Origin of the sequence: Granulicella cerasi (genome assembly GCF_025685575.1) — a bacterium.
Classification (GTDB): Bacteria; Acidobacteriota; Terriglobia; order Terriglobales; family Acidobacteriaceae; genus Granulicella; species Granulicella cerasi.
This window is the reverse complement of the sequence record NZ_JAGSYD010000002.1, coordinates 285,279-308,842: the sequence shown is the minus strand read 5'-3', so window position 1 is coordinate 308,842 and position 23,564 is coordinate 285,279. Positions and strand designations below refer to the sequence as shown.

Sequence of the window (23,564 nt, the reverse complement as noted above, 5' to 3'; positions counted from 1 at the left end):
CTTCGAGCTTCTTGCTTTCCGGCTGGTGCTCGCTGATCGTTTCGTCCGACCCGTCAGCGAGCGAGGATGTCAGTTTGTGAGAAGGGAGCGCTACTTCGCGCTCTTCTTCGCGGCCTTCTTGGCAGACTTTTTCGCTGCGGGTTTGGTAGCGCCTTCTTCTGGCTTTTTCTTGGAGGCTGTCGGCACACCGGTTTTGCGTTCGGGTGCGATGAACTTCGGTTTCGGCGCTTTCTTCTCGAGATCGGGCAGCTCGATCGGCGGCAGCGACGAGGGTGCGATGAGGCCGGAGGTCTCGTCGTAGTACCGGCGCAGAAAGTGGCCGGTGTGCGAGGCTTCGACATGTGCGACGAGCTCGGGTGGGCCTTGCGCGACGATCGTGCCGCCGCCTTCGCCGCCCTCGGGCCCCATGTCGATGAGGTAGTCGGCGTTGCGGATCATGTCGAAGTTGTGCTCGATGATAATGACCGTGTTGCCGAGGTCGGCGAGGCGATGCAGGACTTCGAGCAGCTTGCGCACGTCGTCGAAGTGCAGGCCGGTGGTGGGCTCGTCGAGCAGGTAGAGCGTCTTGCCAGTCTGGCGCTTGGAGAGCTCGCGCGCGAGCTTCATGCGCTGGGCTTCGCCGCCGGAGAGCGTCGTCGCGGACTGACCGAGATGGATGTAGCCGAGGCCGACGTCGACGAGCGTTTGAAGCTTATTGTGGATCGTCGGAATGTCCTTGAGGACGTTCACGGCTTCTTCGATGGGCAGGTCGAGGATGTCGGCGATGGAGTGATTGTTGAACTTTACCTGCAGCGTTTCGTGGTTGTAGCGTCGGCCGTTGCAGACCTCGCAGAGCACGTAGACGTCGGGCAGGAAGTTCATCTCGATGCGGCGCTGGCCTTCGCCGGTGCAGGCTTCGCAGCGTCCGCCTTGCACGTTGAAGCTGAAGCGGCCGGGCTTGTAGCCGCGCTCGCGCGACTCCGGCAGCATGGCGAAGAGATCGCGGATGGCGGTGAAGACGCCGGTGTAGGTCGCGGGGTTGGAGCGCGGGGTGCGGCCGATGGGCGACTGGTCGATCTGAATGACCTTGTCGAGTTCGCCAGCGCCGTGGATGGCTTTGTGCGCGCCGGGTTCTTCGCGCGAGCCGTAGAGTTCCTTCGCCAGCGAGCGGTAGAGGATGTCATTGACGAGCGTCGATTTACCCGAGCCGCTGACGCCGGTGACGACCGTCATGACGCCGAGCGGGAAGTGCGCGGTAACGTTGCGAAGGTTGTGCGAGGTGGCGTTCTGGATGGAGAGCCAACGGCCCGTGAGCGGGCGTGGAGCCTTGTCCGGAGTGGGGCGCGTGACGATATCGATCTTGCCCGAGAGGTACTGGCCGGTGACGGAGTTCGGGTCAGCCATCACCTGCGCGGGCGTGCCCTCGGCCATGATGAAGCCGCCGTTCTTGCCGGCGCCTGGGCCGAGGTCGATGAGGTAGTCGGCCTTGCGCATGGTGTCTTCGTCGTGCTCGACGACGAGGACGGTGTTGCCGATGTCGCGCAGGTTTTCGAGCGCGGAGATGAGGCGCTGGTTATCGCGCTGATGCAGGCCGATGCTCGGCTCATCGAGTACATAGAGCACGCCGCGGAGCTTGGAGCCGATCTGCGTGGCGAGGCGAATGCGCTGGCCTTCGCCGCCGCTGAGCGTGGCCGCCGAGCGCGAGAGCGAGAGGTAGCCGAGGCCGACGGCGTTGAGGAACTCGAGGCGTTCGATCACTTCGCGCTGCAGGCGGTCGGCGATGAGCGCTTCGCGGCCGGAGAACTTCATGCTGCGTGCGCCGACGAGAGCGCGCTCGAGCGAGAGGCCGGTGAAGTCGGCGATGGAGAAGTCTTTGGTGGCGCGCGGCGACTTGATCGCCTCGGCGTCGTAGCTCTCGGAATCGAGGCCGGGGGCACCTGAATCCTTCAGCGGAATGGTGACGGCGAGCGACTCCGGACGCAGGCGTGCGCCGTGGCAGCGCGGGCAGTCGTTCGCGCTCATGTACTGCATCATGTACTCGCGATAGCCGTCAGACTTGGTCTCTTCAAGCGAGTCGCGCAGGTAAGGGATGATGCCGTGGAAGCCGGTGCGTGCAGCTTCGGCGCGCGGCGGGCCGTAGAGGAAGAGGTCCTGCTGCTCCTTCGGCAACGCTTCGAAAGGCTGCTTGAGGTTGATCTTGTTCTTGTCGGCGAAGAGCTTGATCAGGCGCAGAAGATACTGCGCCGAGCCGCCTGGGCCCATGGCGCCGTCGAGCAGCGGCTTGGACCAGTCGCTGATGGTCTTGGCGGGGTCGAAGTCGAAGATGCTGCCGAGGCCGTTGCACTCGGGGCAGGCGCCGTAGGTGGAGTTGAACGAGAACGAACGCGGCTCGAGCTTGGGCACGTTGATGCCGCAGTCGGGGCAGGCCATCGAGGTGGAGTACAGCGTTTCGTGATACTCGCCACCCGGCGATTGCAGGCCGATGAGAACGAGCCCACCGGCGAGTGTAAGCGAGGTCGTGATGGCCGTCTGCAGCCGGCGGGTGTCGTAAGTCTCTTCGCCGGGTGCGAGCTTCAGAATGATGCGATCGACGATGGCTTCGACGGTGTGGTTCTTGCGCTTTTCAAGACGCATGCCTTCTTCGATCTCGGTGATCTCGCCGTCGATGCGAACGCGGTAGCCCTTCTTATCGAGCGCTTCGAGCTCTTCGCGGAACTCGCCCTTGCGGCCGCGCACGATGGGCGCGAGAACCGTGATGCGTTCGCCAATGGCGTCGGTGCGTTCGACGATCTGCGCGATGATCTGCTCCGCGCTCTGGCGCGAGATGGGGCGGTGGCAGTTGGGGCAGTGCGGCTGGCCGACAGAGGCCCATAGCAGACGCAGGTAGTCGTAGATCTCCGTGATCGTGCCGACGGTCGAACGCGGCGAGCGCGACGTCGTCTTCTGCTCGATGGAGATGGCGGGCGAAAGGCCTTCGATGGAGTCGACGTCAGGTCGCTCCATCTGGTCGAGGAACTGCCGCGCGTAGGCCGAGAGGGTCTCGACGTAGCGACGCTGGCCCTCGGCGTAGATGGTGTCAAAAGCGAGCGAAGATTTGCCCGAGCCAGAGAGACCGGTGACCACCGTCAGCGTGTTGCGAGGGATCGAAACGGAGACATCGCGCAGGTTGTGTTGCCGTGCGCCGCGAACGTTGATGTGCGTGATGCTCATAGTGTCAGACGGCCCACCTGCGACCAGTCTTCTAGTTTATCGCGAAGGCGAAGAGGAAGCGACAAGGCGAGGAACGGTGCCGGTCTGGGATGGGAGAAGAGAAATTCTCAGGATGTACACGACGAGGCAATAGGCAACCGCCTCTGCGTAGGCCAGACTTAAGAACGCATCAGGCATCTGTTGTAGTGCTGTTGTACTTTTTGGAGGGTTCTGTGGAGACGATCATGCTGGTTTGTGCGGTGGCGGCGTCGCTGACGCTGGGAGTGCTGGTTTCGTACGGCATCTGCCAGGCGATGTTCCGTGTGTTCCGTGTGCATTCGATCGCCGCGGCGAGCAAGCGCGCTACGACGGCGAACGTTGTGACTGCGTAAGCATCAGAAATTTTGCGGTAACGGAAAAGGCCCTCCTGTCGGGAGGGCCTTTCTGCGTCTGGAGGCTACTACTGCGGGGAGGCCGCTGCCTTGGCCTTTTGCATGTCGAGCAGCTTCTGATAGATCTGCTCCGGCGTCAGCGTGCTGGAGCCGCTGCTGTCGGTGGTTGTTCCTGGAGCGCTCGCGGCCCCTGTGGTGGGGTTCGTGGTCGTGTTGTCCGTCGTCGCGGTGCCGGGGTTGGTGTCGGTCGGCGTGGCGGGGTTCGAGGTCGTATTGCCGTTCGGGTTCGTCGTCGTTCCTGCAGGCGCAGGGTTCGGCGAATCGACGATGCCGGGGTCTGACGACGTGGTCGTTGTGGGAGTCGGCAGGGAGTCGATCGGCACAGAGTTCGTCGTAGGCATCGTGGAGGCTGTGGGGGAACTGTTCACGCTGGAGCCCAGGACGTTGTTCGCCGGCTGCGAGAGAGGCTGCGGCGAAGAGATGGGCGAAGCCTTCGGATCGGGCACGGGCGTTGTGCCGTTCGACGTCACCGGCGCGGGGACCGGGGTGGTGCCATCGTTGTTACGCGGCGCACGGTTCGCGTTGAAGCCGACTGCGCCCGTGCGTGGCATCGGCGCGGCCACCGGGGCTGCGACAGGCTCTGCGGTGGCTTCGTTGTCGTACTGAGGCGCGGTGGGACTGGGCGGCGTCGGGCCACCGGTCCGTGGTGTCAGGACGAGTTCGCGCGGGGCGTTCGTTTCGTCACCCAGCACGAGGACATTGACGCCGGTGCCGCCGAGGAGCGTGGCGAGCACGGTTCCGGGGTCGGCCGGGCCGTAGTTGCCGAAGACGCGCTCGTCGTTCACGCCGCCGGTGATTTTCATGCCGGTAACGCGGGCGACGTCGCGCAGGATGACGTTCAGCGAAGAGTTATCGGCGCGCACGTTCAACATGCCGTCGTCAAAGGTGACGAAGGCGCGTCGGCCAGGCGTGATGGTCGGCTGTGCGGCGATGGGGGCCGGCTGCGCGGTGGGCGCAGTCGCGGGTAGAGTGGAGACCTGGGCGAAGCCCGTCGCGACGGCGACCGGTGCGGCAAGAGCGACGAGAGTGAGCTTCACGGTGAGCATGGGTCTTCTTTAGTAGGACGTGCGAGCGCGCGGGAAGGTAGTCTCCGCGAGCCGTGGGCGACACAGATATTTGTGGTTGCCGTTCTCAGCATACCGTTCTGCGGCTGTGGTCGGGTAGGATGACGTGGAGATGGTGAGTGGATTGAGGAAGGGAAAACGACTTTCCCTGATGGCGACGATGGCGTTCTGGAGCGCATCGCATTCGGCCACGGCGCAGAACTGCACGACGCAGAGCAAGTTGCTCTCCGGTACGCGAGAGACGCTGGCGCAGGTGGCGCTGAGCGCAGCGACCGGTGTACGTAACGGCGATCTGGGCGCGGTGGCGTCTACACTCGCGCCTGAGCTTCGCAACAATCCCAACCTGCTCTATCTGCTGCGGATGACGGGCGAGAAGATCGCGAACGACTCGCTTGCGGTAACGCAACTGTATGAGCTGGACGCGAACGCGGTCGTGCCGGGCAGCGACTCCACCACGGAGTTCAACTGCAAGCTGGTGGGCGTGAACGCTGCGACGATCTTTACCGTGAACGGCCTGCAACGCGGCCTGTACGCGTTTGCGATGGTGGAGGCCTCGGGCGATCGGCCCTACGTGATTTCGATGTTGCTGCGTCAGCAGGCGGGTGCGTGGAAGCTGGCGGGGTTCTATCCCCATGACCGGGCGGCGCGTGGGCATGACGGACTTTGGCACTGGAAGGATGCTCGCGAACGCGTGGTCGCGGCGCGGCCGAACGCAAGCTGGCTGGGGTGGGTGGAGTATGGGCTGGCGGAGACGTTGCTGCGGCCTGCGGCGTTTGTAACGACGACCCACCTTGAGAAGCTGCGCGGCGAGCGTGCCGAAGTGCAGCCTGCGGAGCTGCGCGACAGCTTGTCCAACGATGTGCTCTTTCTGCTGCGCGGACGCGATAACGCCGGATACGCGATCACGCAGATGGATGCGGTGGGGACAGAGGACGGCAAGCGGCTTTACCTGAGCGTGCACTATCGCGTGGGGCCGATTGGCGACCCGGACAAGGCGCGGCAGCGCAACGTGGCTCTGGTCAAGGCATTGATGGACGCTCATGCGGATCTGAAGGGCGCCTTCGATGGGGTGATGGTTTTCGCAGACCCGCCGGATGGCGCTGACCCGTTTGCGACCGAGGTCACCGGCGAAGATGCTTCCGCGAGAACGCTTGCGCCGTAAGCTGCATCGCATACACTGAGAACCTGACGATGAATGCACCGCAATCCGGCGAAGGATTGCAGCGCGTATTGCCTGCCTGCAAGGGCTGGCTGAAGACTTTCGCGGAGTAGACACGGACAACGATGGCAACGACGCAAAAAACGCTGGCGCAGGCGATTCGCGAACGACGCGCAACGCCGAGCTTTGACGGCGAGCCGATAGAGGCCTCGGACCTACGGCAGATTCTGGATGCGGGATTGATGTCTCCCAGTAGCTATAACCTGCAGCCCTGGCGCTTTGTGGTGGTGCAGAATCCCGAACAGCTGCGGAAGCTGCGCGGGGCCTGCTACAACCAGGCGAAGGTGGAAGAAGCTTCGGCGGTGATCGTCGCGTGTGGTGACCGCGATGGCTGGCGCAAAGACATTGATGAGGTGATTCGCGTAGGCCGCGAGGCCGGGATGCCGGAGAGTTACGCCGCGCAGATGGCAGGCAATGTGCCGCCGTATCTGGCGAACTTCAACGAGTGGCAGATGGCAGGCTGGCTGAACAAGCAGGTGATGATCGCCGTAACCTCGATGATGTGGATGGCCGAGACGTTGGGCTATGACACTGCGCCGATGGAAGGCTTTGAGCAGCAGGGGATCTGCGAAACGCTGAAGCTGCCGATGAGCTACTGGGTTGTGTCGCTGCTGGCGATCGGCCACCTGCGTGGACCGCAGAAGTTCGACGGCGGACGCTTTGACATTTCGCATACAGTGTTTGGCGAGGAATACGGCAAGCCGCTGAAGTAAGCAGTGAGAAGAGGACGGAGAAGCGCATGAAGATGTTGGGTCGTCTGGTGGCGTTGGTGGTGTTGTTGCTCGCGGTGGCAGGGTTGCTGCTGTGGCGAGCGCCGCTGTGGACGAGCCGACAGGTGACGCACTTCGGGCTGTTCCTTTCTCGCGTGCAGAGCAACTACGTGATGACGCCTGAGGGCCGCGTGCACTACTACGAGGCCGAGGCGAGTACACCTGGCGGCGGCATTCCGCTGGTGCTGGTGCATGGCCTTGCAGACCGTAGCGAGAGCTGGGCTCCAATGCTGCGCAAACTGAAGCGCGCGGGCTTCCATGTATATGCTCCGGATCTGCTGGGTGCGGGACGTTCGCCGATGCCGGAAGGCGCGGATTATTCGATCGCCGCTGAAGAGAAGTTTGTCGGCGACTTCATCGATTCGCTGGGTCTGCAGCATACGTCGCTCGGCGGTTGGTCAATGGGCGGCTTCATCGCGATGAAGCTGGCGAACGAACACCCGGAGAAGATCGATCGCGTGGTGATCTACGACGCTGCGGGGCTGGCCGAGGGAATGCCTGAGCCTCCTGCGAATGTCTTTGAGCCGAAGTCCGCTGACGATGTGTATCAGCTGTTTGCGCTGATGGAGCCCCATGCAAAGCGCCTGCCGGAGCGTGTGGCTGACGGTGTCGTGGATGCCATGCAGGAGCACCAGGCGGTGATCCATGCGCAACTGGCCGACATGAAGACCCGCAAGGATGCGCTGGACGACAAGCTCGGCAATTTCTCCAAGCCGCTGCTGATTGTGTGGGGCAAGGATGACCGCTTGGTCCCGCTGGCAGTGGGGCAAAAGTTCCACACGCTGGTGCCGAACTCGGAGCTGGATATCGTTGAGGGCTGTGGGCATCTTGCGCCGTTGTATTGCGCGGGACGCGTGGCAGCGGCGACGGCCGACTATCTCAAGGCGAATCCTGCGCCGGCAGGGCAAGTACGCACCCTGACCGCGATGGGCCGCTAACCCTTCCAGATATAAGCGCCAGACTGCGGCAGGGCGATGTGCGCGAGCACGCGGTCGACGTAGTTCTGCGCCATGTCCTCAAGCGTTTGCGGGTGGTTGTAGAAGGTGGGTGCGACGGGGAAGATGGTCGCGCCCGCTTCTGTCGCCGCCGTCATGTTGCGCAGGTGAATGAGGCTCAACGGGGTCTCGCGTACGCAGAGAACGAGGCGTCGACGTTCCTTGAGGCAGACATCGGCGGCGCGCTCGATGAGGTTGCCGGCAGAGCCGTTCGCAATGCCCGCGAGCGTTCCCATGGAGCAGGGCAGCACGACCATCGCATGGAGCGGATAGCTGCCTGAAGCGATGGGTGCGCCGACGTCCTGGTGCGTGTAGGCGACGGTCTTCTTCGCCGGCGAGTCAAGTAGCTTCTCAGCGAGATCGTTGCGGCCAGAGAGGCTCATCTCTTCTGCGATCACGCGCAGCGCGGCATCAGAGGCTGTGAGATGAACGCGTGCAACGCGCGTGTCCGCTTCGAGCGCACGGAGCATTCGTTGCGCGAGCATTGCACCGCTGGCGCCGGTCAGCGCAAGGGCGATCTCCACGGGGGCGTTTGAAGACATCATCATTTTCATTATCTCTTGAAGGTGAGCATTGCAGGCATGGGCAACACATTCGCGCGCATTTGCGCTCTAATGGTACTGTGCCCTCGCCTAAAGGATTTTCATCAACGCCGTTCTCCGAAAAGGAGAAGCGCGGCGTAGAGGCATTGGTTAAGCCGCGCGCGACGCGCTTGGCCACCGCTCTCAAGCGTGCTGCAACAGCAGCGGCTTTCGCGGCGTTGAGCTTGCTTCCAACGCGCGCATCGGCGTCAGTTTCGCTTCTCCTGGAGATGCCCTACGGCGACATGGGGTTTATCAATCCCACGGGGCACATGGCGGTTTATCTCGACCACATTTGCGCTGAAGGCCCGCTTCGGCTGCGGCCTTGTCGCCCCGGTGAGATGGGCGTGGTGATTTCGCGCTATGACGGTATCGAGCATTACGACTGGGTCGCGGTGCCTTTGGTGCCGTATCTGTACTCGGTAGATGCGGTGGCCGAGATCCCGACGTGGGCGGACCGTTCGCTGGAGCATGAGTTGCGCGATCGCTATCGCCGCGAACATCTGGAGGCAATTGCGCCGGATGGTCCCGATGGCAAGGTTCCGGGTGGCAACTGGTATGAGGTGGTTGGCTCGGCGTATGACCGCACGATCTATGGCTTTCAGGTGAACTCCACGCCGGAGCAGGATGCGGACCTGATCGCGGTCTTCAATGGCTTGCCGAACACGGAGCATTACAACGGAGCGTTTCGCAACTGCGCCGACTTTGCGCGCACGCTGGTGAACCGGCTTTATCCGCACGCGGTGCGTCGCAACTTCATCTCAGATCTCGGCATGACGACGCCGAAGTCTGTTGCGCGTGCGATGGTGCATTACTCGAAGAAACATCCGGAAACCGGGCTCACGATCTTTCGCATTCCGCAGGTGCCGGGGACGATCCCGCGCTCGCATGATGTGAAGGGCGTCGCCGAGAGCCTCGTAAAGCTTTACGGCATTCCGCTGACGCTGCTTTCGCCACCGACGGCGATCATCACGCTGGTCGCGTACATCGGCGGAGGGCGTTTCCACCTGCCGAAGGACGCTCCGCTGCTGGAGGTACACGACGAGTGGATGAACGGCGTGCCGACGCCGCAGGAAGCGATCGCAGCACAGGTCGTGCCGGGGGCGAAGGAGACAGGGGTGCCCTTGAAGGACGGAACGGAGCCGCGCGAGGGAACTCCGAGTACTCCGGTGGATACGGCCGCTCCGAAAGAGCCTCAGCTCGAGTTCTAAGCGTGACGAAAACCAAAAGGAAAGGCCGGGCTGCATGCCCGGCCTTCTTGTTTCCACGAGACGACTACCAGACGCGGCAGGCGTCGGCCGGAGCCATGGGCGTGCCGGCCTTGCAGCCGAAGGCCTTGCGGAACTCCTGCTGGTTCACGACGACGCCGTTGGCGCGGAAGTGGCTGGGAGAATGCGGATCGGTCTGCACCTGCTGGCGGATCGTCTCGGGGCGTGAGTTCTCGCACCAGTTCTGGGCGAAGGCGATCCAGTAACGCTGCGGGCCGTTGAAGCCGTCGACCTTAGCGTTCACGTCCACGCCCGCCGCCTTGGCGGCGTCGAGGTAAGCCATGAAAGCGAGCGTCGCACCGCCATTGTCCGCGGTGTTTTCGCCAAGCGTCAGCTTGCCGTTGACCTTCACATCGTCCACGGCGGTGAAGCCGCCATATTCGGTGGCGAGGCAGCCGGTGCGCTCCTCAAACTTCTTCTTGTCATCGGCGCTCCACCAGTCCTTGAGGTTGCCCTGGCCGTCGAACTGCGCGCCCTGATCATCGAAGCCATGCGTGAGTTCGTGGCCGATGACCGCGCCCATGTGGCCGTAGTTTGCGGCGAGATCATTCGAGCTTGCGTCGTAGAACGCAGGCTGCAGGATGCCGGCGGGGAAGTTGATGTTGTTCATCGACGGATCGTAGTAAGCGTTGACGGTCGGCGGCGTCATGCTCCACTCGCCGCGATCGACGGGCTGGCCGATCTTGTCCAGCACGCGATCGTTCTCAAACGCCTTGGCGCGGCGATCGTTGCCGAACGCGTCCGACGGCGAGATCTCGAGCTTCGAGTAGTCGCGCCACTTGTCGGGGTAGCCGATCTTGTTGGTGATGAGGTTGAGCTTGGCCTTGGCTTTGACCTTCGTCTCCGGGCTCATCCAGTCGAGGGTGTTGATGTCGCGGTCCATCGAGGTCTCGATGTCATGCACCATCGCGAGCACCTTGGCCTTGGAGTCGCCAGCGAAGTAGCGGTCCACGTAGGCTTCACCGAGAGCTTCGCCGAGCGAGCCGTCGACCATGTTCGAGCAGCGCTTCCAGCGCGCGCGCTGCACAGGCTGACCGTTCAGCACCGTACCGTAGAAGCGGAAGTTTTCGGCATCAATGCGTTGCGGAAGATCATGCGCGTAGGTGGTGACGAGCTGATAGCGCAGATAAGCCCGCAGGGTATCGATAGGCGTGGAGTGAATAGCTGCGACGAGCTTCGGGAAGTAATCGGGGTTCGCGTTGTTGAGCGTGTCGAACTTCGGAGCATGGATGGCCTCGAAGAACGGCGCGAAGGGCACCCGTACCAGCTCGTTGAACTGCGCGAGCGTCTCCGGGTGATAGATCTTCATCGGGTCACGGCGTTCGGTGACGGTCATCTGTGCTTCGGCAAGCTTGGTCTCGAAAGCCAGAATGTTCTTCGCCTCGAAGAGAGCGCGCTGCGGCGGGTAGCCGATGAAGGAGAGCATCTTGGTGATGTGCTCGACGTACTGATCGCGGAGCTTCTTGTCGGCGTCGCCGGTGCGCGTGTAGTAGTCGCGCTCGGGCAGGCCAAGCCCACCCTGATCGATGAACGCGATCTGCTTGGTCGAGTCCTTGAAATCTTGCAACTCGCCGAAGCTGAAGAAGGCGTTGACACCGATGCGCTGCAACTCGCCGGCGAGATAGGTGAGGCCCGAAAGCGAGACGCGGTCGATCTCGCCGAGCAGCGGTTCGATCGGCTTCAGGTCAAGCTGTTCGATGCGCGTGGTGTCCATACATGCGGCGTAATCATCGCCGACCTTCTGCTCCATGGCGGTGCGCCTGGTGCCGGGCTTGCTGAGGTCGCTGAGGATGGCGTTCAGGCGCGCGGTGTTCACGTTGAAGAGCAGATAGAACTGATCGACCGAGGCCTGGTCGTTAGGGATCGGATGAAGCTTGGCGAAGTTGCCGCAGGAGAACTTGTAGAAGTCGGTGCAGGGATCGGCGGTGCGGTCCATCGCGGCGGCGTCGAAAAGCGGAGAGGGCTTGGGGATCTCGGTGGGTGCGGCGGTGCTGGGAGCCTGCGCCTGGAGCGCGAGAGGTGAAAGCAGCAGGGCCGCGGTACTGGCGAGAACACTAAATTTGAGGCGCAAGGATGGGGCTCGCTTTCCGGGGTGTTAAGTTTCGTGGAACGAACGGAAACGGCTGTGCTCGTTTGAGCATGTCGCCCCGTCTGTGCCAGAGTAAAAGATATCTGAGGTTCAAGATGCGGCGAGCGTGGCAAAAGGCGTGCGCAATGTTTTCGGCTGCGGGCCTGGCTGGCTCGCTGGTCTGTGGTGCCAGTGCGCCGAAAAAGAGCAAGGCTCCGGAGCCGGTAGCGCGCATCAAGCTGTCGGATTTCGGCGCTCCGGCCGTGGGCGGACGCCTGCTTGATGTGGGCGCGTCGATGTTCACGGTGGACTTCGTCGACAGCGAGCATCTGCTGGTGACGTACTCCTCGCGCACGCTGGTCAAGCGGTCGGACCTGCAGGAGCGCGACAGCGATGCACGCAATGTGACCGCGGCGATTCTGACTTTGCCGAGCGGCAGCGTGGTCGCCACTACCGAGTGGCTACTGCACGACCATGCGCGTTATCTCTGGGCGCTGGGGGATGGCCGCTTCGTCGTGCGCATGGGCAAGCTCTTCAGCATCATGGACGTGCGCGCGCAGATGGGCGGCAAGGATCCCTTCCTGCGCAAGGCGTTTGAGCATTGGCCGGGAGAGCCGATCAGCATCATTCCTTCGCCGGACAGCCAGATCTTCGCCGCGATTCGCCAGCTTCCACCGAAGGAGCAGCATGGGCCTGTGGTGAAGCTCGGGGAAACCTCCGACAACCAGCCGAAGGCCGAATACCTGATGAGCTATTTCCGCGTCCGCGAAGACGGCGAGACGCATCCGGCGGGAGCGGTGAAGGCTGCGATTCCGATTGCGCTGCCGATGAACGCGGATGGATATCTGTGGACTGAAGAAAAGAACCGCAATGTGTGGGCCTTCAGCTTCAACCCCTTTGGCGGGGCGAAGCCGGTGGCTATGGGGGAGATGCCGTCGGCTTGTCCGCCGCGAGCGCGTCTTCTGTCGCACTCGCAGTTCGCGGTGATTTCCTGCCAGGGCATCAGTCAGGACCCTCGCGTGCAGGTGCTGGGCTTCGACGGGCATGAAGTTTGGGAAGAGGATTTCCCCGCATTTCCGGAGACTCCGAGCTTCATCACCGCACCTGCGGCGGGCCGCTTTGCGATGAGCTTTCGCCGCGCCGCGGTCGGCTCTCCGGCGCCGGGAACGATGCAGCCCGATCCCAGCGCGCGCCCTGCGTTCGACCAGGAAGTGCGTGTGTATCAGTCGGAGAGCGGTGACCTGTTGCTGAAGCTCGCGCTCTCGCCGGTGATGGAGACGGCCGAGAACTTTGACCTCACCGCCGATGGCCGCGAGCTTGTGGTGCTGGAGGGCGATGAGTTGCAGTTGTACGACCTGCCAGCGCCGTCGAAGAAGGACCTCGCGGAGCTTGCCGAGGTGAACAAATTCGCTCCGCCGACCGTGGGTGATGCGAAGGTGTCGTTGTCGCGCCTGGCGGAGGCCCCGCCGGAGGTGGCTGCGAGCTTGCAGACGCCGATCGCCTCAAGCACCGAGGCAGGGCAGGGCGCAGTCGCTGCAGCATCCGGCGCAGAGCCGGGAACGCTGGGAGACGCGACCGGTCCCCGCAAGCGCCCGACGCTGCTGAACCCCGGCGAGAAGGCGGAATATCAGGACAAGTTGCCGCCGCGGAATTAGCTACTTACAGGTGATGGGGATAGGGATCGACTGAGTAAAGCCGGAGTCGGTGATGGTGGCGGTTACGGTGGCATTAGCCTGCGTGGTTCCCTTGCAGGTCGCCAGACCATAAGACGTTCCGTTGCTATCGGTCGTGTTGGTGATGCTGACGTTGGTTGGGTCCGATGTCGTCCATTGGGCTGGCACGACATGAAGAAGCATCGATGTGACGCAATTCGGGCCGTACGTCGCGCCTTTCGCCGCCTCGAATTCGATCTGATTGCCGGGGGCCGGAAGAGTGTGGTCCGGCATCTGTTCCGGAAGAACGACGGGCTTCGCATCCATAAGGAAGCCCTGCGGCACGCATGAGGTGGAGTTCGGTGAGGCACCACAGCCTGTAAGGAAAGCGCAGCAAAAGGAAAGCACAAGGGCGCGGTTCAATGAATGTCTCCTGATGCGATACATTTTGCCGGAGCCGGAACGTGACGCACAAGTGAAAACGGCCAGCCCGAAGGCTGACCGTTTCGAAATGCTTTGGAACTGAGCTTATGCCTTGACGACAGCAGCCTTGACGCGTGCGTTCAGGCGGCTCTTGTAGCGGCTTGCGGTGTTCTTGTGCAGGACACCCTTCTGCACGCTCTTGTCGAGGATCGACACGGTAACGCGGTACTGAGCCACGATGGCTTCCTTGTTGCCAGCGGTGATTGCTTCGCGGATGAGGCGGAGCGTGCCACGGAGCTTGGACTTGTTGGCGCGGTTAACGGCGGTCTTCTTCTCGGTTTGACGAGCGCGCTTCAGGGACGATACGTGATTTGCCATGGGTAGGGTTTCCTACACTTTCTTTTTGCCCGGTTGTCGGGAAAATGGGATGCAGACTGGTGGCCGATGACGGACTCCGCGAGAGCGGAATCAACGACAGTGCAAGCCGCGCCTCTGCAGGTTTGATTCTATGGGGTTTTGCGGGAAATGTCACGCTCTTGGGCTCTGGCGGCACGTATGCCGTATACGATCAGCGCGATGATGAGCCAAACGATGCTAATGGCTGCGCAAAGCAGCGTCGCGAAGAAGAGAACCACTCCACTGATCCCTACAAAATCGCTCGTGGGGAAGAGCTTCGCCATGATGCCGCCAGTGAGCCCGCAAATTCCGGGCGTGCCGAAGAAGGGCGTCAACAGAACGAGCGCGCCAACGCAGGTGGCCAAGCTCTTGAGTGCCATCTTCGGGTCGAAATTAACTCGAGGCACGGAGACCTCTCTTTTGAACGCGGACGCCGAGAACCAGAACTAGCCAAAATGCGCTGAGGAAGATGAGTGGAAGTGGCAGTATCGCAACGATGAATGTTGCGCCAAACCCAATGACACTCGCCACCGCATCGCCGAACCTTCCGGTGAATCCGCAAGAGCCAGGGAGTCCGATCAGAAGCCATGCAGCAGGGAGAGAAACCGACCACGCTATGAGCGAGATCAATGGAGGTCGCAAACTTGATATCCAACGAGGCATGGTTGTGGCCAAGTATGTCACAAGATTTCGAGGCTTATTTGTAAGAGTTTTGCGTGACTTAGCGCCTTTTCATCGCCGCTGCCATCGATTAGCAGTATTCAGCTCGGTTGACGGGTTGATCTCTGGCTTCTTCAGGTTTCTGCCGGTATTTACACAGCTTTCTCTTGACGAGTTAGGTACTGGGGGTTATTGTTTCGGCAAGATCGCTCCTCCATTGGCAACCTACGCCAACTCGGTGACGGTACTGCAGAACGCGAAACTCTTCGCGTGGCCGGTCTGCGGTGCGGGCATCCGATCTCATTCACGCACATCCAATATTGAGCAGTCCTCTGACGGAGGTCAGGTACGCCTTTGGTGAAAAAGTCACTTCCCCTTACGCCCGGTATTGAGCCGCTGTATGGCACGCGCGACGAGAACCTTCGCCTGATGGAAGATGGTTTGCATGTGCAGATCGACCTGCGTTCTGAGTCGATTCAGATCATGGGCGCTGCGGAAGATGTGGCGCGTGTGGAAGGCATCTTCAACGACTTTGAGACGCTCCGAAAGTCGGGCGTTCACCCGCACAACGGCGAGCTGCATGGCTTGCTGAAGATGGTTGTGGCCGATCCTACGGCGACGCTGCGTGGACTGATCGATAGCGGCAAGCAGCGCTCGGCGGGAACGAAGAAGCTCGTGAGCCCGCGCACGGCGAACCAGGGCAAGTATGTCGAAGCCATTGAGGCGAACGACATGGTCTTTGGCCTTGGGCCGGCGGGTACGGGCAAGACGTATCTTGCGGTGGCGATGGCGGTGAGCGCGCTGCTGGCGAAGAAGGTTTCGCGCATCATCCTGGTGCGTCCGGCGGTGGAAGCGGGCGAGCGTCTCGGCTTCCTGCCGGGTTCGCTGCAGGAGAAGGTCGACCCATACATGCGTCCGCTGTATGACGCGCTCTATGATCTGCTCGACCCGGTGAAGGTCGACAAGATGCTGGAGACGAATGTCATCGAGATAGCGCCGCTGGCGTTCATGCGTGGTCGTACGTTGAACGATGCGTTCATCATCATGGACGAAGCGCAGAACACGACCAATGAGCAGATGAAAATGTTCCTCACGCGTCTCGGCAATGGCTCGAAGACAGTGATCACAGGCGATCTTTCGCAGATCGATCTGCCTGTTGCGTCGAAGAGCGGACTGTATGAAGCGCTGCATGTGCTCGACGGCGTGGAAGGCATTCGCTTCTGTCACTTCGAAGCGGTGGATGTGGTGCGTCATGCGCTGGTGCAGCGGATTGTCCGCGCTTACGACACCTACAAGGCTGCCGAACAGTTGCCGCTGGGTATCGAAGCCGCGGGGCCGGTGTCGAAGCGTGAACCGACGAAGCCGGGCGCATTTACCAAGCACTAGAATCCACTGCGGACGCCCCATTCGTGACAGCTTCATCGTCGCGAGTGGGGCGTTTGCGTTTGGCACAGTTCAACGTGCCGGAGTAGAGATGGCGAGTTTAGATCGACCGCCTGCGAGTGATCGTCGAAGCGGTCCTGATGCTCCTTACAGACTGTCAGCGAGTCGCTGACTCAGAATGTCAGTAGGGCGGCGGCTCGATGCGATAGCATCGAAGGCAACCATGATTACGTTGGAACCCCCACGCAGCGTTGCTGAAGCAAGCGATCCGTGGCGGGAGCTCGGGCTGTCGAAGGCCGGACTCTCGCGATTTGTTCGCGCAGCGCAAACGCAGGTCGGCTTGCGCGGTGAGATCGCTGTGCTGCTTGCCGACGACCGCATGTTGCGGCGGTTGAACCGCGAGTATCGCGGCAAAAACAAAGCCACCGATGTGTTGAGCTTTCCTGCGATGGAAGAGCTCGCCGAGGTTACTGCGGGCGATCTTGCGGTTTCGCTCGAGACTGCGCAGAAGCAGGCCGACGAACATGGGCATGATCTGGCGACGGAGCTGCGCGTGCTGCTGTTGCATGGCATGTTGCATCTCAACGGTATGGACCACGAGGTGGACAGCGGCGAGATGGCAGCGCGCGAAGCGGAACTTCGCAAGAAGCTGCGTCTACCCAACGGTTTGATCGCGCGCGTGGAAGCGCCGAAGACGCAGGCTATGAAAGACGCTGCGAAGAAGGCGGCACGCCGATGAATGCGACCTTCGGCATCGTCTTTCTCGTGCTGTTGTGCCTGCTGGCGCTGACCGCCTACATCGATCGCATTTACTTCGAGATGGGTAAATTCCTCTCGCGCGAGTACACGGAGAACATCGACGTGTGGGAGCGGCGCGTGGAGCCGAAGCTGAAGCTGGCGCCGGAGTCTGCGGCGTTGTCGGCGTCGGTGTTGCGTCAGTTGCTGTTGCTGGCGATCGCGTTCCTGCTGGCGATTCGTTTACGTGTCGTGGAGGCGCGTTCCACGAGCACGATCGCGACGGCTGTTTTCGAACTGCTGCTGGTGCTGGTGATCTTCGATCGTCTGATCCCGCAGATCTTCTTCACGCGCACGCGTGGCGAATGGGTTATCCGTATTCGCTGGGTCGTGCAGGCGCTCTTCTATCTGGCGTTGCCGATCACGCTGACGCTGAGCCTCGTGCTCTCGATCGCGGCACTCGCAGAGGAAGAGGAAGAAGAGGACGAGCATCCGAGCGAAGCGGTGGATGCGTTACTCGAGGCGGGCGAAGAAGAGGGTGTGCTGGACGAAGAGGACCGCGAGTTGGTGCGCCTCGTCGTGGAGTTTGGCGACAAGATCGTGCGCGAAGTGATGACGCCGCGGCCGGAGATCTTCGCGGTGCCGAGCCGCATGTCGCTTGAGGAATTTACAACGGCGGTGAATGAGCACGGCTTCTCGCGCGTGCCGGTATATGTCGAGTCGCTGGACAAGATTTCGGGCGTGGCTTTTGCGCGCGATCTGCTGAAGGTGCAGGACGAAGATGCGAAGCGTCGTACGGTGGCGAGCCTGCAGAAGCCTGTGGCGTTTGTGCCGGAGACGAAGAAGGTCAATGAGCTGCTGCGCGAGATGCAGAGTAAGAAGCAGCACCTTGGCATCGTGATCGATGAGTATGGCGGCGTGGCCGGTCTGGTGACGATTGAGGACTTGCTGGAGGCGATCGTCGGCAACATTGAGGACGAGCACGACACGGCCGAAGATGATGCTCCGGTGAAGGAAGAGGACGGAAGCTGGGTGCTGCCGGGGTCCTTTGATGTGAGCCGCCTGCGCGAGCTCTTCATGGAAGAGAAGGAAACGGAAGATGATGGCGAGTACGGCGACGACGAGGACGGTGCGGATATGGCGCCCGAGGCGGAGATTGCCGAGCAGAGCCTGACGCCGCTGCTGGCAGAGTATGATGCGACGACGGTGGGCGGCCTGGTGAGTGAGATGGCTGGGCATATTCCGCTGCCGGGCGAGGTGGTGGAGGACGGTCCGCTGCGCATCGAGGTGATGGAGTCGACTGATCGCCTGATCGAGAAAGTGCGCGTGAAGCTCACTCGCGGTGAAGTTGAGTAAGATCGCGGCAACGTATCGCCATACAATAGACCTCTATGGCTCTTCGCTCCGGATTTGTTTCTATTGTGGGTCGCCCGAACGCGGGCAAATCGACGCTGCTGAACGCGCTGCTTGGGCAGAAGCTGGCGATCGTCACGCATAAACCGCAGACGACGCGTACGCGCATCCAAGGCGTGCTGGAACTGCCGCTGCGCAAGAAGACCAGCTCCGACGCTGGACGCTCGATGGCGCAGGTCGTGATGGTCGACACGCCGGGCGTGCACAAGCCGGACACGCAGCTCGACAAGCGCATGATGCAGGAAGTTCACGACGCGCTGGAGTCGCGCGATGTCGTGCTGTTCATCGTGGACGCGACGCATCGCATCCACGGCGATGAGGTCTTCGAGCAGGATGAGAAGAAACCCGGCGTGCAGCGACGCCGCAAGTCGAAGGCAGAGGACGACTTCGCACTGCAGCTCGTGCAGAAGCTAGATTGTCCGGTGATCCTCGTGCTGAACAAGATTGATTCTGTGCCGCGCGCTGACCTGCTGCCGATCATTCAACATTGGTCGACGCTGCACAAGTTTGCGGACGTGATTCCGATTTCGGCGCGCAAGAAAGACGGTCTGGAGCTGCTGCTGGACAAGGTGGTGGAGAAGCTGCCCGAGGGCCAGCGCTACTTCCCGAAGGACCAGTTGACCGATCAGCCAGAGCGCTTCCTGGTGGCGGAGTTGATCCGCGAGAAGATTCTGATGCTGACGGGCGAAGAGGTGCCGTACGCGGCGGCGGTGGTGATCGAGAAGTACGAAGAGCCGGCGTCGATGCGCAAAGGCAAGGATGGCAAGCTGCCGGTGACGAAGATCGCCGCGGCGATCTACTGCGAGCGTGCGGGACAGAAGGCGATCCTGATCGGCAAGCAGGGCACGATGCTGAAACAGATTGGCTCGGCGGCGCGTAAGGACATCGAGTCGCTGCTGGGAACGCGTGTCTTCCTCGAACTGTTTGTGAAGGTCGAAGAGGATTGGCGCACGAAGCGTGTGTTCGTCGACGATCTGGATTGGCGTCGACAGCTCGAGCAGCTCGCGGAGAAGCAGGGTCGCTCGATGTCGCTGGCCGAAAGTGCGGAAGCGGTGGACTTCCCGGACTTCGGTGAAGAGGACGGGGCTGAAGAAAAATAGGCGGCTCAGGATCGCCATCCACCGGGCAGCAATGATGCAAGCGAAGGAGAACTCCGCAATGAAGCATGTGCGTTTCTGGGCAATGGGGTTGGCGATGACGGTGGGCGCGGCTGCGTTCGCGCAGACGCCGGTGCCGCCGAAGCAGAAGGTCGGCTTCGACTCGATCACCGTGGACGAGTTGAAGAAGGACCTCTACTACGTCGCGTCGGATGAGATGGAAGGGCGTCTCTCGTTGCAGCCTGGTGACGAAAAGGCGATCCACTGGGTGGAAGAGCAGTTTCGCGCGGCTGGGTTGAAGCCGGCAGCCACGGACGCTGCGGGGAAGCCAAGTTATCTGCAGGCGGTGCCGCTGATCGAGTTTGCGCCGGACCGCGCATCCGTTCGCGTGAGTCTGCAGCGTGGCGGCAAGGAAACGGCTTGGGCGCTGCCGAAGGCTGGTGTGGGTTTCAAACATGCGGTAGACATTACCGCGCCGGTGGTCTTCGCGGGCTTCGGCATCACCGCTCCGGAGTTCGGCTATGACGATTACGCGGGGCTCGATGTGAAGGGCAAGATCGTGCTGATCTTCGACCACGAGCCGCAGGAAGATGACGCTCACTCGCGCTTCAACGGCACGGGCAATACGCGCTATGCGACCTCACGCGTGAAGGTGTTGAACGCGCAGCGGCATGGCGCGTTGGCGGTGTTGATTGTGGCCGAGCCGAACCGCAAGCATCTGACGAACGCGGAGCGCTATGCGCGCATCGGCGGATCGGCTGCCCGCGTAAAGCCGCTGCCAGTCCAGATGATCGCCGACGATGAAGTGAAGATCCCTTTGGGCATGGTTCTGGACGATGTGGCGAAGACATTGTTTGAAGGCTCCGGCACAACGCCAGGCGAAGCGCAGACTGCAATCGATCGCGACCTGAAGCCGCAGTCGCGCGCGCTGGTGGATGCAGTGCTGACGCTGCACTCGAAGAACCTCTACGAGCACGAAGGCACAACGTATAACGTGGTGGCGCTGCTGCCGGGCAGCGATGCGAAGCTGGCGCAGGAGACGGTCATCATCTCCGCGCACCATGACCATGACGGCATTTCGCCGTGTGCGGATGAGAAGCATCCTCCAGTGCAGGTGCCTGCGGACCCGCATCCTTGCCCGCAGATCTGGCACGGTGCCGACGACAACGGTTCTGGCACGGTGGGCGTGGTGGCTCTGGCGCGTGCCTTCGCGGCGAACCCTGCGAAGCCGAAGCGTTCGATCCTGTTCAGCGTGTTTGCGAGCGAAGAGCGCGGGCTGCTGGGTGCGTACTGGATGGCTGCACATCCGCTGCGTCCTCTGGCCGGAACGAAGGCGCAGATCAACTTCGACATGATCGGTCGCGATGAGACGGCGAGCCCGCAGACGGATGGTCTGATCGAGATCCCGAAGGATACGACGAACCGCTTGAACCTTGTGGGAGCGCTGTACTCTCCGGAGTACGACCGCGAAGTGAAGGAAGCGAACAAGTCTGTGGGCCTGGTGTTGGACGATCGCTTCGATCACGAGTCGGCGCTGAATGTGCTCTTCCGCTCCGACCAATTTCCGTTCCTCCTGCATGATATTCCCGCGCTGTGGTGGTTCACGGGCTTCCATCCCGACTACCACCACACTACGGACACCGCCGACAAGATCGACTACGTGAAGATGCGGAAGATTCTGGAACTCGCGTATCTGAGCACGTGGAAGTTCGGCACGGAAGCGAAGACGCCGGAGTTCAAGGCGACCTTGATGCCGGTGAGGTAAACCGCAACGACAGACGCACAAAGGCCTCGCAATCCATGCGAGGCCTTTGTGCTTGGGGTCGCTTACTTGGGGTTGCTGCGGCGCACGAGGTTCGTGACCGCGCTGGACCATGTGGGGTAGACGAAGTCGTAGCCCTCGTTGAGCAGCAGCGTAGGTACGGCACGGCGGCTCTTCAGCACAAGCTCGCTCTCGGTGCGCATGAGGAAGGTGCCGATCTCAACCATCCACTTCGTTGCGGGAAGGCCGATGCGCGCGCCCCAACCCTGGCGAAGAATCTGCATGAACTCGCGGTTGGGCAGCGGATTAGGTGCGGTCATATTGACGATGCCGTTGGTGGCGTCGGCGAGCTCGGGATGCTCCAGCAGGAGGTCGGTGATGCGGCAGAAGTCGATGTCGTGGATCCACGAAACGTATTGCTTCCCTGAGCCGACACTGCCACCGAGTCCGAGCCGCACGAGGCGCGAGAGCACTGAGAAAACGCCACCGGCATCGGGGCTCATCACCATCGAAGACCGCAGGCGAATCTTGCGCGTCTGCGGCGTGGGGATGGCCGCGAAGGCTGCCTCCCACTGGTGCGCGACGTCGATGGAGAAGCTCCAGGTTTCAGGCTGGTCCGCAGGCTCGCGTGTGCCGCGCTCGGAGGGCAGATCGCCGAGTTCGCCGGTGAACTCATCCTGCGGGCGGTCGTATGCGTTGCGGTAGAAGGTGCTGGTGCTGGCGTTCATCCAGATGCGCGGCGGTGTCGGCGAGGCGGCGATGAGTTCGCCGAGCAGCAGCGTTGGCTTGATGCGCGAGTCAAAGATCTCGCGGCGGTTCTCTGCGTTGTAGCGGCAGTTTACGGAGCGCCCGGAGAGGTTGATCACTGCATCGCTGCGGTGCAGCTCCTCGACCCACGGGCCGGGCGTGAGGCCGTCCCAGGCGAGTGTTTTCCAAGGCTGTGAGGAGGGCGTACGCGAGAGCACGGTGACGGTGTGGCCGACGTGCGTAAGGTGTCGCGCGAGGATGGTGCCGACCTGGCCGGAGCCGCCGGGGATGAGGATGCGCATGAGTTATTCGCCTACGTTGATGCTGAGAGTTTTCATCTTGCGGTAGAGGTGCGAGCGTTCGAGGCCGAGTGATTCGGCGGCGCGGGTGACGTTGCCATTGTGGCGGTCGAGCTCTTTGAGGATGTAGTCGCGCTCGTAGGCTTCGCGCGCGGCCGAGAGCGAGGAAAACTCCTCGCGCGGCGCGTTGGCGGAGCGGCCATCGGTGCGCTGCACGAGCATCGGCAGATGCTTGGCGTCGATGCGTTGCGCTTTGGGATTGAGGATGAGGACGCGCTCGATGATGTTACGCAGCTCGCGCACGTTGCCGGGCCAGTTGTACTGCTTCAGCGAGGTGAGCGCGCTGTCCGAGATGTCGACGCGCGGGCGGCCGTACTGCTGCCCGAACTCGGCGAGGAATTCACGCGTGAGGGCTGGGATGTCTTCTTTGCGATCACGCAGCGGCGGGACGAAGAACGGGATGACATTGAGGCGATAGAAGAGGTCTTCGCGGAAGTTGCCGCGGGCGATCTCTTCCTCGAGGTCCTTGTTCGTAGCAGCGATGACGCGCGTGTCGATGTAGACGGGCGTCGAGGAGCCGACAGGGTAGAAGCGCTGTTCGTCGAGCGCGCGAAGAACCTTGGCTTGCGTCTTCAGACTCATGTCGCCGACTTCGTCGAGGAAGAGCGTGCCACCATCGGCGCGCTCGAAGGTGCCGCGCTGCTCGTGGGGATGGTTCGGTCCGCGCGTGCCGTAGTTGGGGCCTGCACCGTGGCGGAAGCCGAAGAGTTCGGCCTCGATGAAGTCTTCGGGGATGGCCGCGCAGTTGAGCTCGACGAAGGGGCGATCGGCGCGCTGAGACTCCGAGTGAATCGTGCGCGCGATGAGTTCTTTCCCTGCGCCGGACTCGCCGAAGATGAGCACGCGGCCATTGGTCGGGGCCATCAGCTTGATCTGCTGGCGCAGCGCTTTCATTGGCACGGAGTCGCCCGTGAGCGACTGTTGCGTGGTGAGCTGGCGTGCGAACTCCTGGTTGTCCTCGCGGAGGCGATGTGCGTCGACGGCGTTGCGCAGCACGAGCAGTGTGCGGTCGAGCGAGAGCGGCTTCTCGAGGAAGTCGTAGGCGCCAAGCTTGGTGGCGCGCACGGCGGCTTCGATCGTGCCGTGGCCGGAGATCATGATGACTTCGGGCGGATTGCTGCGATTCGAGGTCACCTCGCGCATGCGCTCGAGCACGTCGAGGCCGTCGCCGTCGGGCAGCCAGATGTCGAGCAGCACGGCCTGAAAATCAACGTCGCGCACGAGCTCGATGGCCTCGGCGGCGGTGCCAGCGGTGGTGATCGAGTACTCCTCTTCACGCAGGATGGCTTCGAGGGACTCGCGGATGTCGGCTTCGTCGTCAACGATGAGAACGTGGGTCATAAAAAGCGTCC

At 62.1% G+C, this 23,564-nt stretch carries 21 protein-coding genes; 12 read left to right on the top strand and 9 right to left on the bottom strand.

Annotation, left to right across the window (positions count from 1 at the left end; translation table 11 throughout):
* Positions 1-90: 90 nt before the first annotated feature.
* A complete protein-coding gene (uvrA, locus tag OHL11_RS06770; RefSeq protein WP_263370737.1) occupies positions 91-3,189 on the bottom strand; it encodes an excinuclease ABC subunit UvrA in 3,099 nt (1,032 codons plus the stop codon).
* Positions 3,190-3,401: 212 nt separating this feature from the next.
* On the opposite strand from uvrA, the gene OHL11_RS06765 reads away from it, so the two are divergent.
* Entirely contained in the window at positions 3,402-3,560 is a 159-nt protein-coding gene (locus OHL11_RS06765) for a hypothetical protein (protein WP_263370736.1), read from the top strand.
* A gap of 68 nt (positions 3,561-3,628) precedes the next feature.
* Here OHL11_RS06765 and OHL11_RS06760 read toward each other — a convergent pair whose 3' ends face one another.
* Positions 3,629-4,666: a hypothetical protein gene (locus OHL11_RS06760; RefSeq protein WP_263370735.1), complete on the bottom strand. Its 1,038-nt coding sequence runs from the start codon at positions 4,664-4,666 to the stop codon at positions 3,629-3,631.
* Between the two features lie 169 nt (positions 4,667-4,835).
* Here OHL11_RS06760 and OHL11_RS06755 point away from each other — a divergent pair, with 169 nt between their 5' ends.
* The 3 genes from OHL11_RS06755 (at position 4,836) to OHL11_RS06745 (ending at position 7,611) form a co-directional block, all read left to right on the top strand.
* Positions 4,836-5,846 (top strand): hypothetical protein, encoded by a 1,011-nt coding sequence (locus tag OHL11_RS06755; RefSeq protein WP_263370734.1) that lies wholly within the window; start codon positions 4,836-4,838, stop codon positions 5,844-5,846.
* 122 nt (positions 5,847-5,968) lie between these two features.
* Positions 5,969-6,616, top strand: a complete 648-nt coding sequence (locus OHL11_RS06750; protein ID WP_263370733.1) for a nitroreductase family protein — start codon at positions 5,969-5,971, stop codon at positions 6,614-6,616.
* A 26-nt stretch (positions 6,617-6,642) separates the two neighbouring features.
* Entirely contained in the window at positions 6,643-7,611 is a 969-nt protein-coding gene (locus OHL11_RS06745) for an alpha/beta fold hydrolase (protein WP_263370732.1), read from the top strand.
* Here OHL11_RS06745 and OHL11_RS06740 read toward each other — a convergent pair.
* Positions 7,608-8,216, bottom strand: a complete 609-nt coding sequence (locus tag OHL11_RS06740) for a UbiX family flavin prenyltransferase (protein ID WP_263370731.1) — start codon at positions 8,214-8,216, stop codon at positions 7,608-7,610. The two genes, OHL11_RS06745 and OHL11_RS06740, sit on opposite strands and share 4 nt — an antisense overlap.
* A 263-nt stretch (positions 8,217-8,479) precedes the next feature.
* Between OHL11_RS06740 and OHL11_RS06735 the strand changes: the two genes are divergently transcribed.
* Positions 8,480-9,460: a hypothetical protein gene (locus OHL11_RS06735; RefSeq protein ID WP_263370730.1), complete on the top strand. Its 981-nt coding sequence runs from the start codon at positions 8,480-8,482 to the stop codon at positions 9,458-9,460.
* 64 nt (positions 9,461-9,524) lie between these two features.
* Here OHL11_RS06735 and OHL11_RS06730 read toward each other — a convergent pair whose 3' ends face one another.
* Positions 9,525-11,588, bottom strand: a complete 2,064-nt coding sequence (locus tag OHL11_RS06730) for a M13 family metallopeptidase (RefSeq protein ID WP_263370729.1) — start codon at positions 11,586-11,588, stop codon at positions 9,525-9,527.
* A gap of 143 nt (positions 11,589-11,731) precedes the next feature.
* On the opposite strand from OHL11_RS06730, the gene OHL11_RS06725 reads away from it, so the two are divergent.
* Complete coding sequence (locus OHL11_RS06725) at positions 11,732-13,240, top strand: hypothetical protein (protein WP_263370728.1); 1,509 nt, start codon at positions 11,732-11,734, stop codon at positions 13,238-13,240.
* Here OHL11_RS06725 and OHL11_RS06720 read toward each other — a convergent pair whose 3' ends face one another.
* From OHL11_RS06720 to OHL11_RS06710, 3 genes are all read right to left on the bottom strand, one after another.
* Positions 13,241-13,660 carry a hypothetical protein gene (locus tag OHL11_RS06720; protein ID WP_263370727.1) on the bottom strand — a complete coding sequence of 140 codons (420 nt, stop codon included), beginning with the start codon at positions 13,658-13,660 and terminating at the stop codon, positions 13,241-13,243.
* A 105-nt stretch (positions 13,661-13,765) separates the two neighbouring features.
* The gene (rpsT, locus tag OHL11_RS06715; protein ID WP_263370726.1) at positions 13,766-14,038 is read right to left on the bottom strand and encodes a 30S ribosomal protein S20; all 273 of its coding nucleotides are present in this window, start codon (positions 14,036-14,038) and stop codon (positions 13,766-13,768) included.
* A gap of 128 nt (positions 14,039-14,166) precedes the next feature.
* Complete coding sequence (locus tag OHL11_RS06710) at positions 14,167-14,463, bottom strand: hypothetical protein (protein ID WP_263370725.1); 297 nt, start codon at positions 14,461-14,463, stop codon at positions 14,167-14,169.
* A gap of 209 nt (positions 14,464-14,672) precedes the next feature.
* Between OHL11_RS06710 and OHL11_RS06705 the strand changes: the two genes are divergently transcribed.
* The 6 genes from OHL11_RS06705 (at position 14,673) to OHL11_RS06680 (ending at position 21,109) form a co-directional block, all read left to right on the top strand.
* Positions 14,673-15,077 (top strand): hypothetical protein, encoded by a 405-nt coding sequence (locus tag OHL11_RS06705; protein ID WP_263370724.1) that lies wholly within the window; start codon positions 14,673-14,675, stop codon positions 15,075-15,077.
* Positions 15,071-16,102 (top strand): PhoH family protein, encoded by a 1,032-nt coding sequence (locus OHL11_RS06700; protein WP_263370723.1) that lies wholly within the window; start codon positions 15,071-15,073, stop codon positions 16,100-16,102. The genes OHL11_RS06705 and OHL11_RS06700 overlap by 7 nt, the downstream gene beginning before the upstream one ends.
* A 220-nt stretch (positions 16,103-16,322) precedes the next feature.
* The gene (gene ybeY / locus OHL11_RS06695) at positions 16,323-16,838 is read left to right on the top strand and encodes an rRNA maturation RNase YbeY (RefSeq protein ID WP_263370722.1); all 516 of its coding nucleotides are present in this window, start codon (positions 16,323-16,325) and stop codon (positions 16,836-16,838) included.
* Positions 16,835-18,190 (top strand): hemolysin family protein, encoded by a 1,356-nt coding sequence (locus tag OHL11_RS06690; RefSeq protein WP_263370721.1) that lies wholly within the window; start codon positions 16,835-16,837, stop codon positions 18,188-18,190. The genes ybeY and OHL11_RS06690 overlap by 4 nt, the downstream gene beginning before the upstream one ends.
* 35 nt (positions 18,191-18,225) lie before the next feature.
* Positions 18,226-19,347 carry a GTPase Era gene (gene era, locus OHL11_RS06685; RefSeq protein ID WP_263370720.1) on the top strand — a complete coding sequence of 374 codons (1,122 nt, stop codon included), beginning with the start codon at positions 18,226-18,228 and terminating at the stop codon, positions 19,345-19,347.
* A gap of 58 nt (positions 19,348-19,405) precedes the next feature.
* Positions 19,406-21,109, top strand: coding sequence for a M28 family peptidase (locus tag OHL11_RS06680; protein WP_263370719.1), 1,704 nt, complete (start codon positions 19,406-19,408; stop codon positions 21,107-21,109).
* 62 nt (positions 21,110-21,171) lie between these two features.
* Here the strand turns inward: OHL11_RS06680 and OHL11_RS06675 are convergent, their stop codons facing one another.
* Together OHL11_RS06675 and OHL11_RS06670 are read right to left on the bottom strand one after the other, a co-directional pair.
* Complete coding sequence (locus OHL11_RS06675; protein ID WP_263370718.1) at positions 21,172-22,155, bottom strand: epimerase; 984 nt, start codon at positions 22,153-22,155, stop codon at positions 21,172-21,174.
* Positions 22,156-22,158: 3 nt separating this feature from the next.
* Complete coding sequence (locus OHL11_RS06670) at positions 22,159-23,553, bottom strand: sigma-54-dependent transcriptional regulator (RefSeq protein WP_263370717.1); 1,395 nt, start codon at positions 23,551-23,553, stop codon at positions 22,159-22,161.
* Between the last annotated feature and the right edge of the window lie 11 nt (positions 23,554-23,564).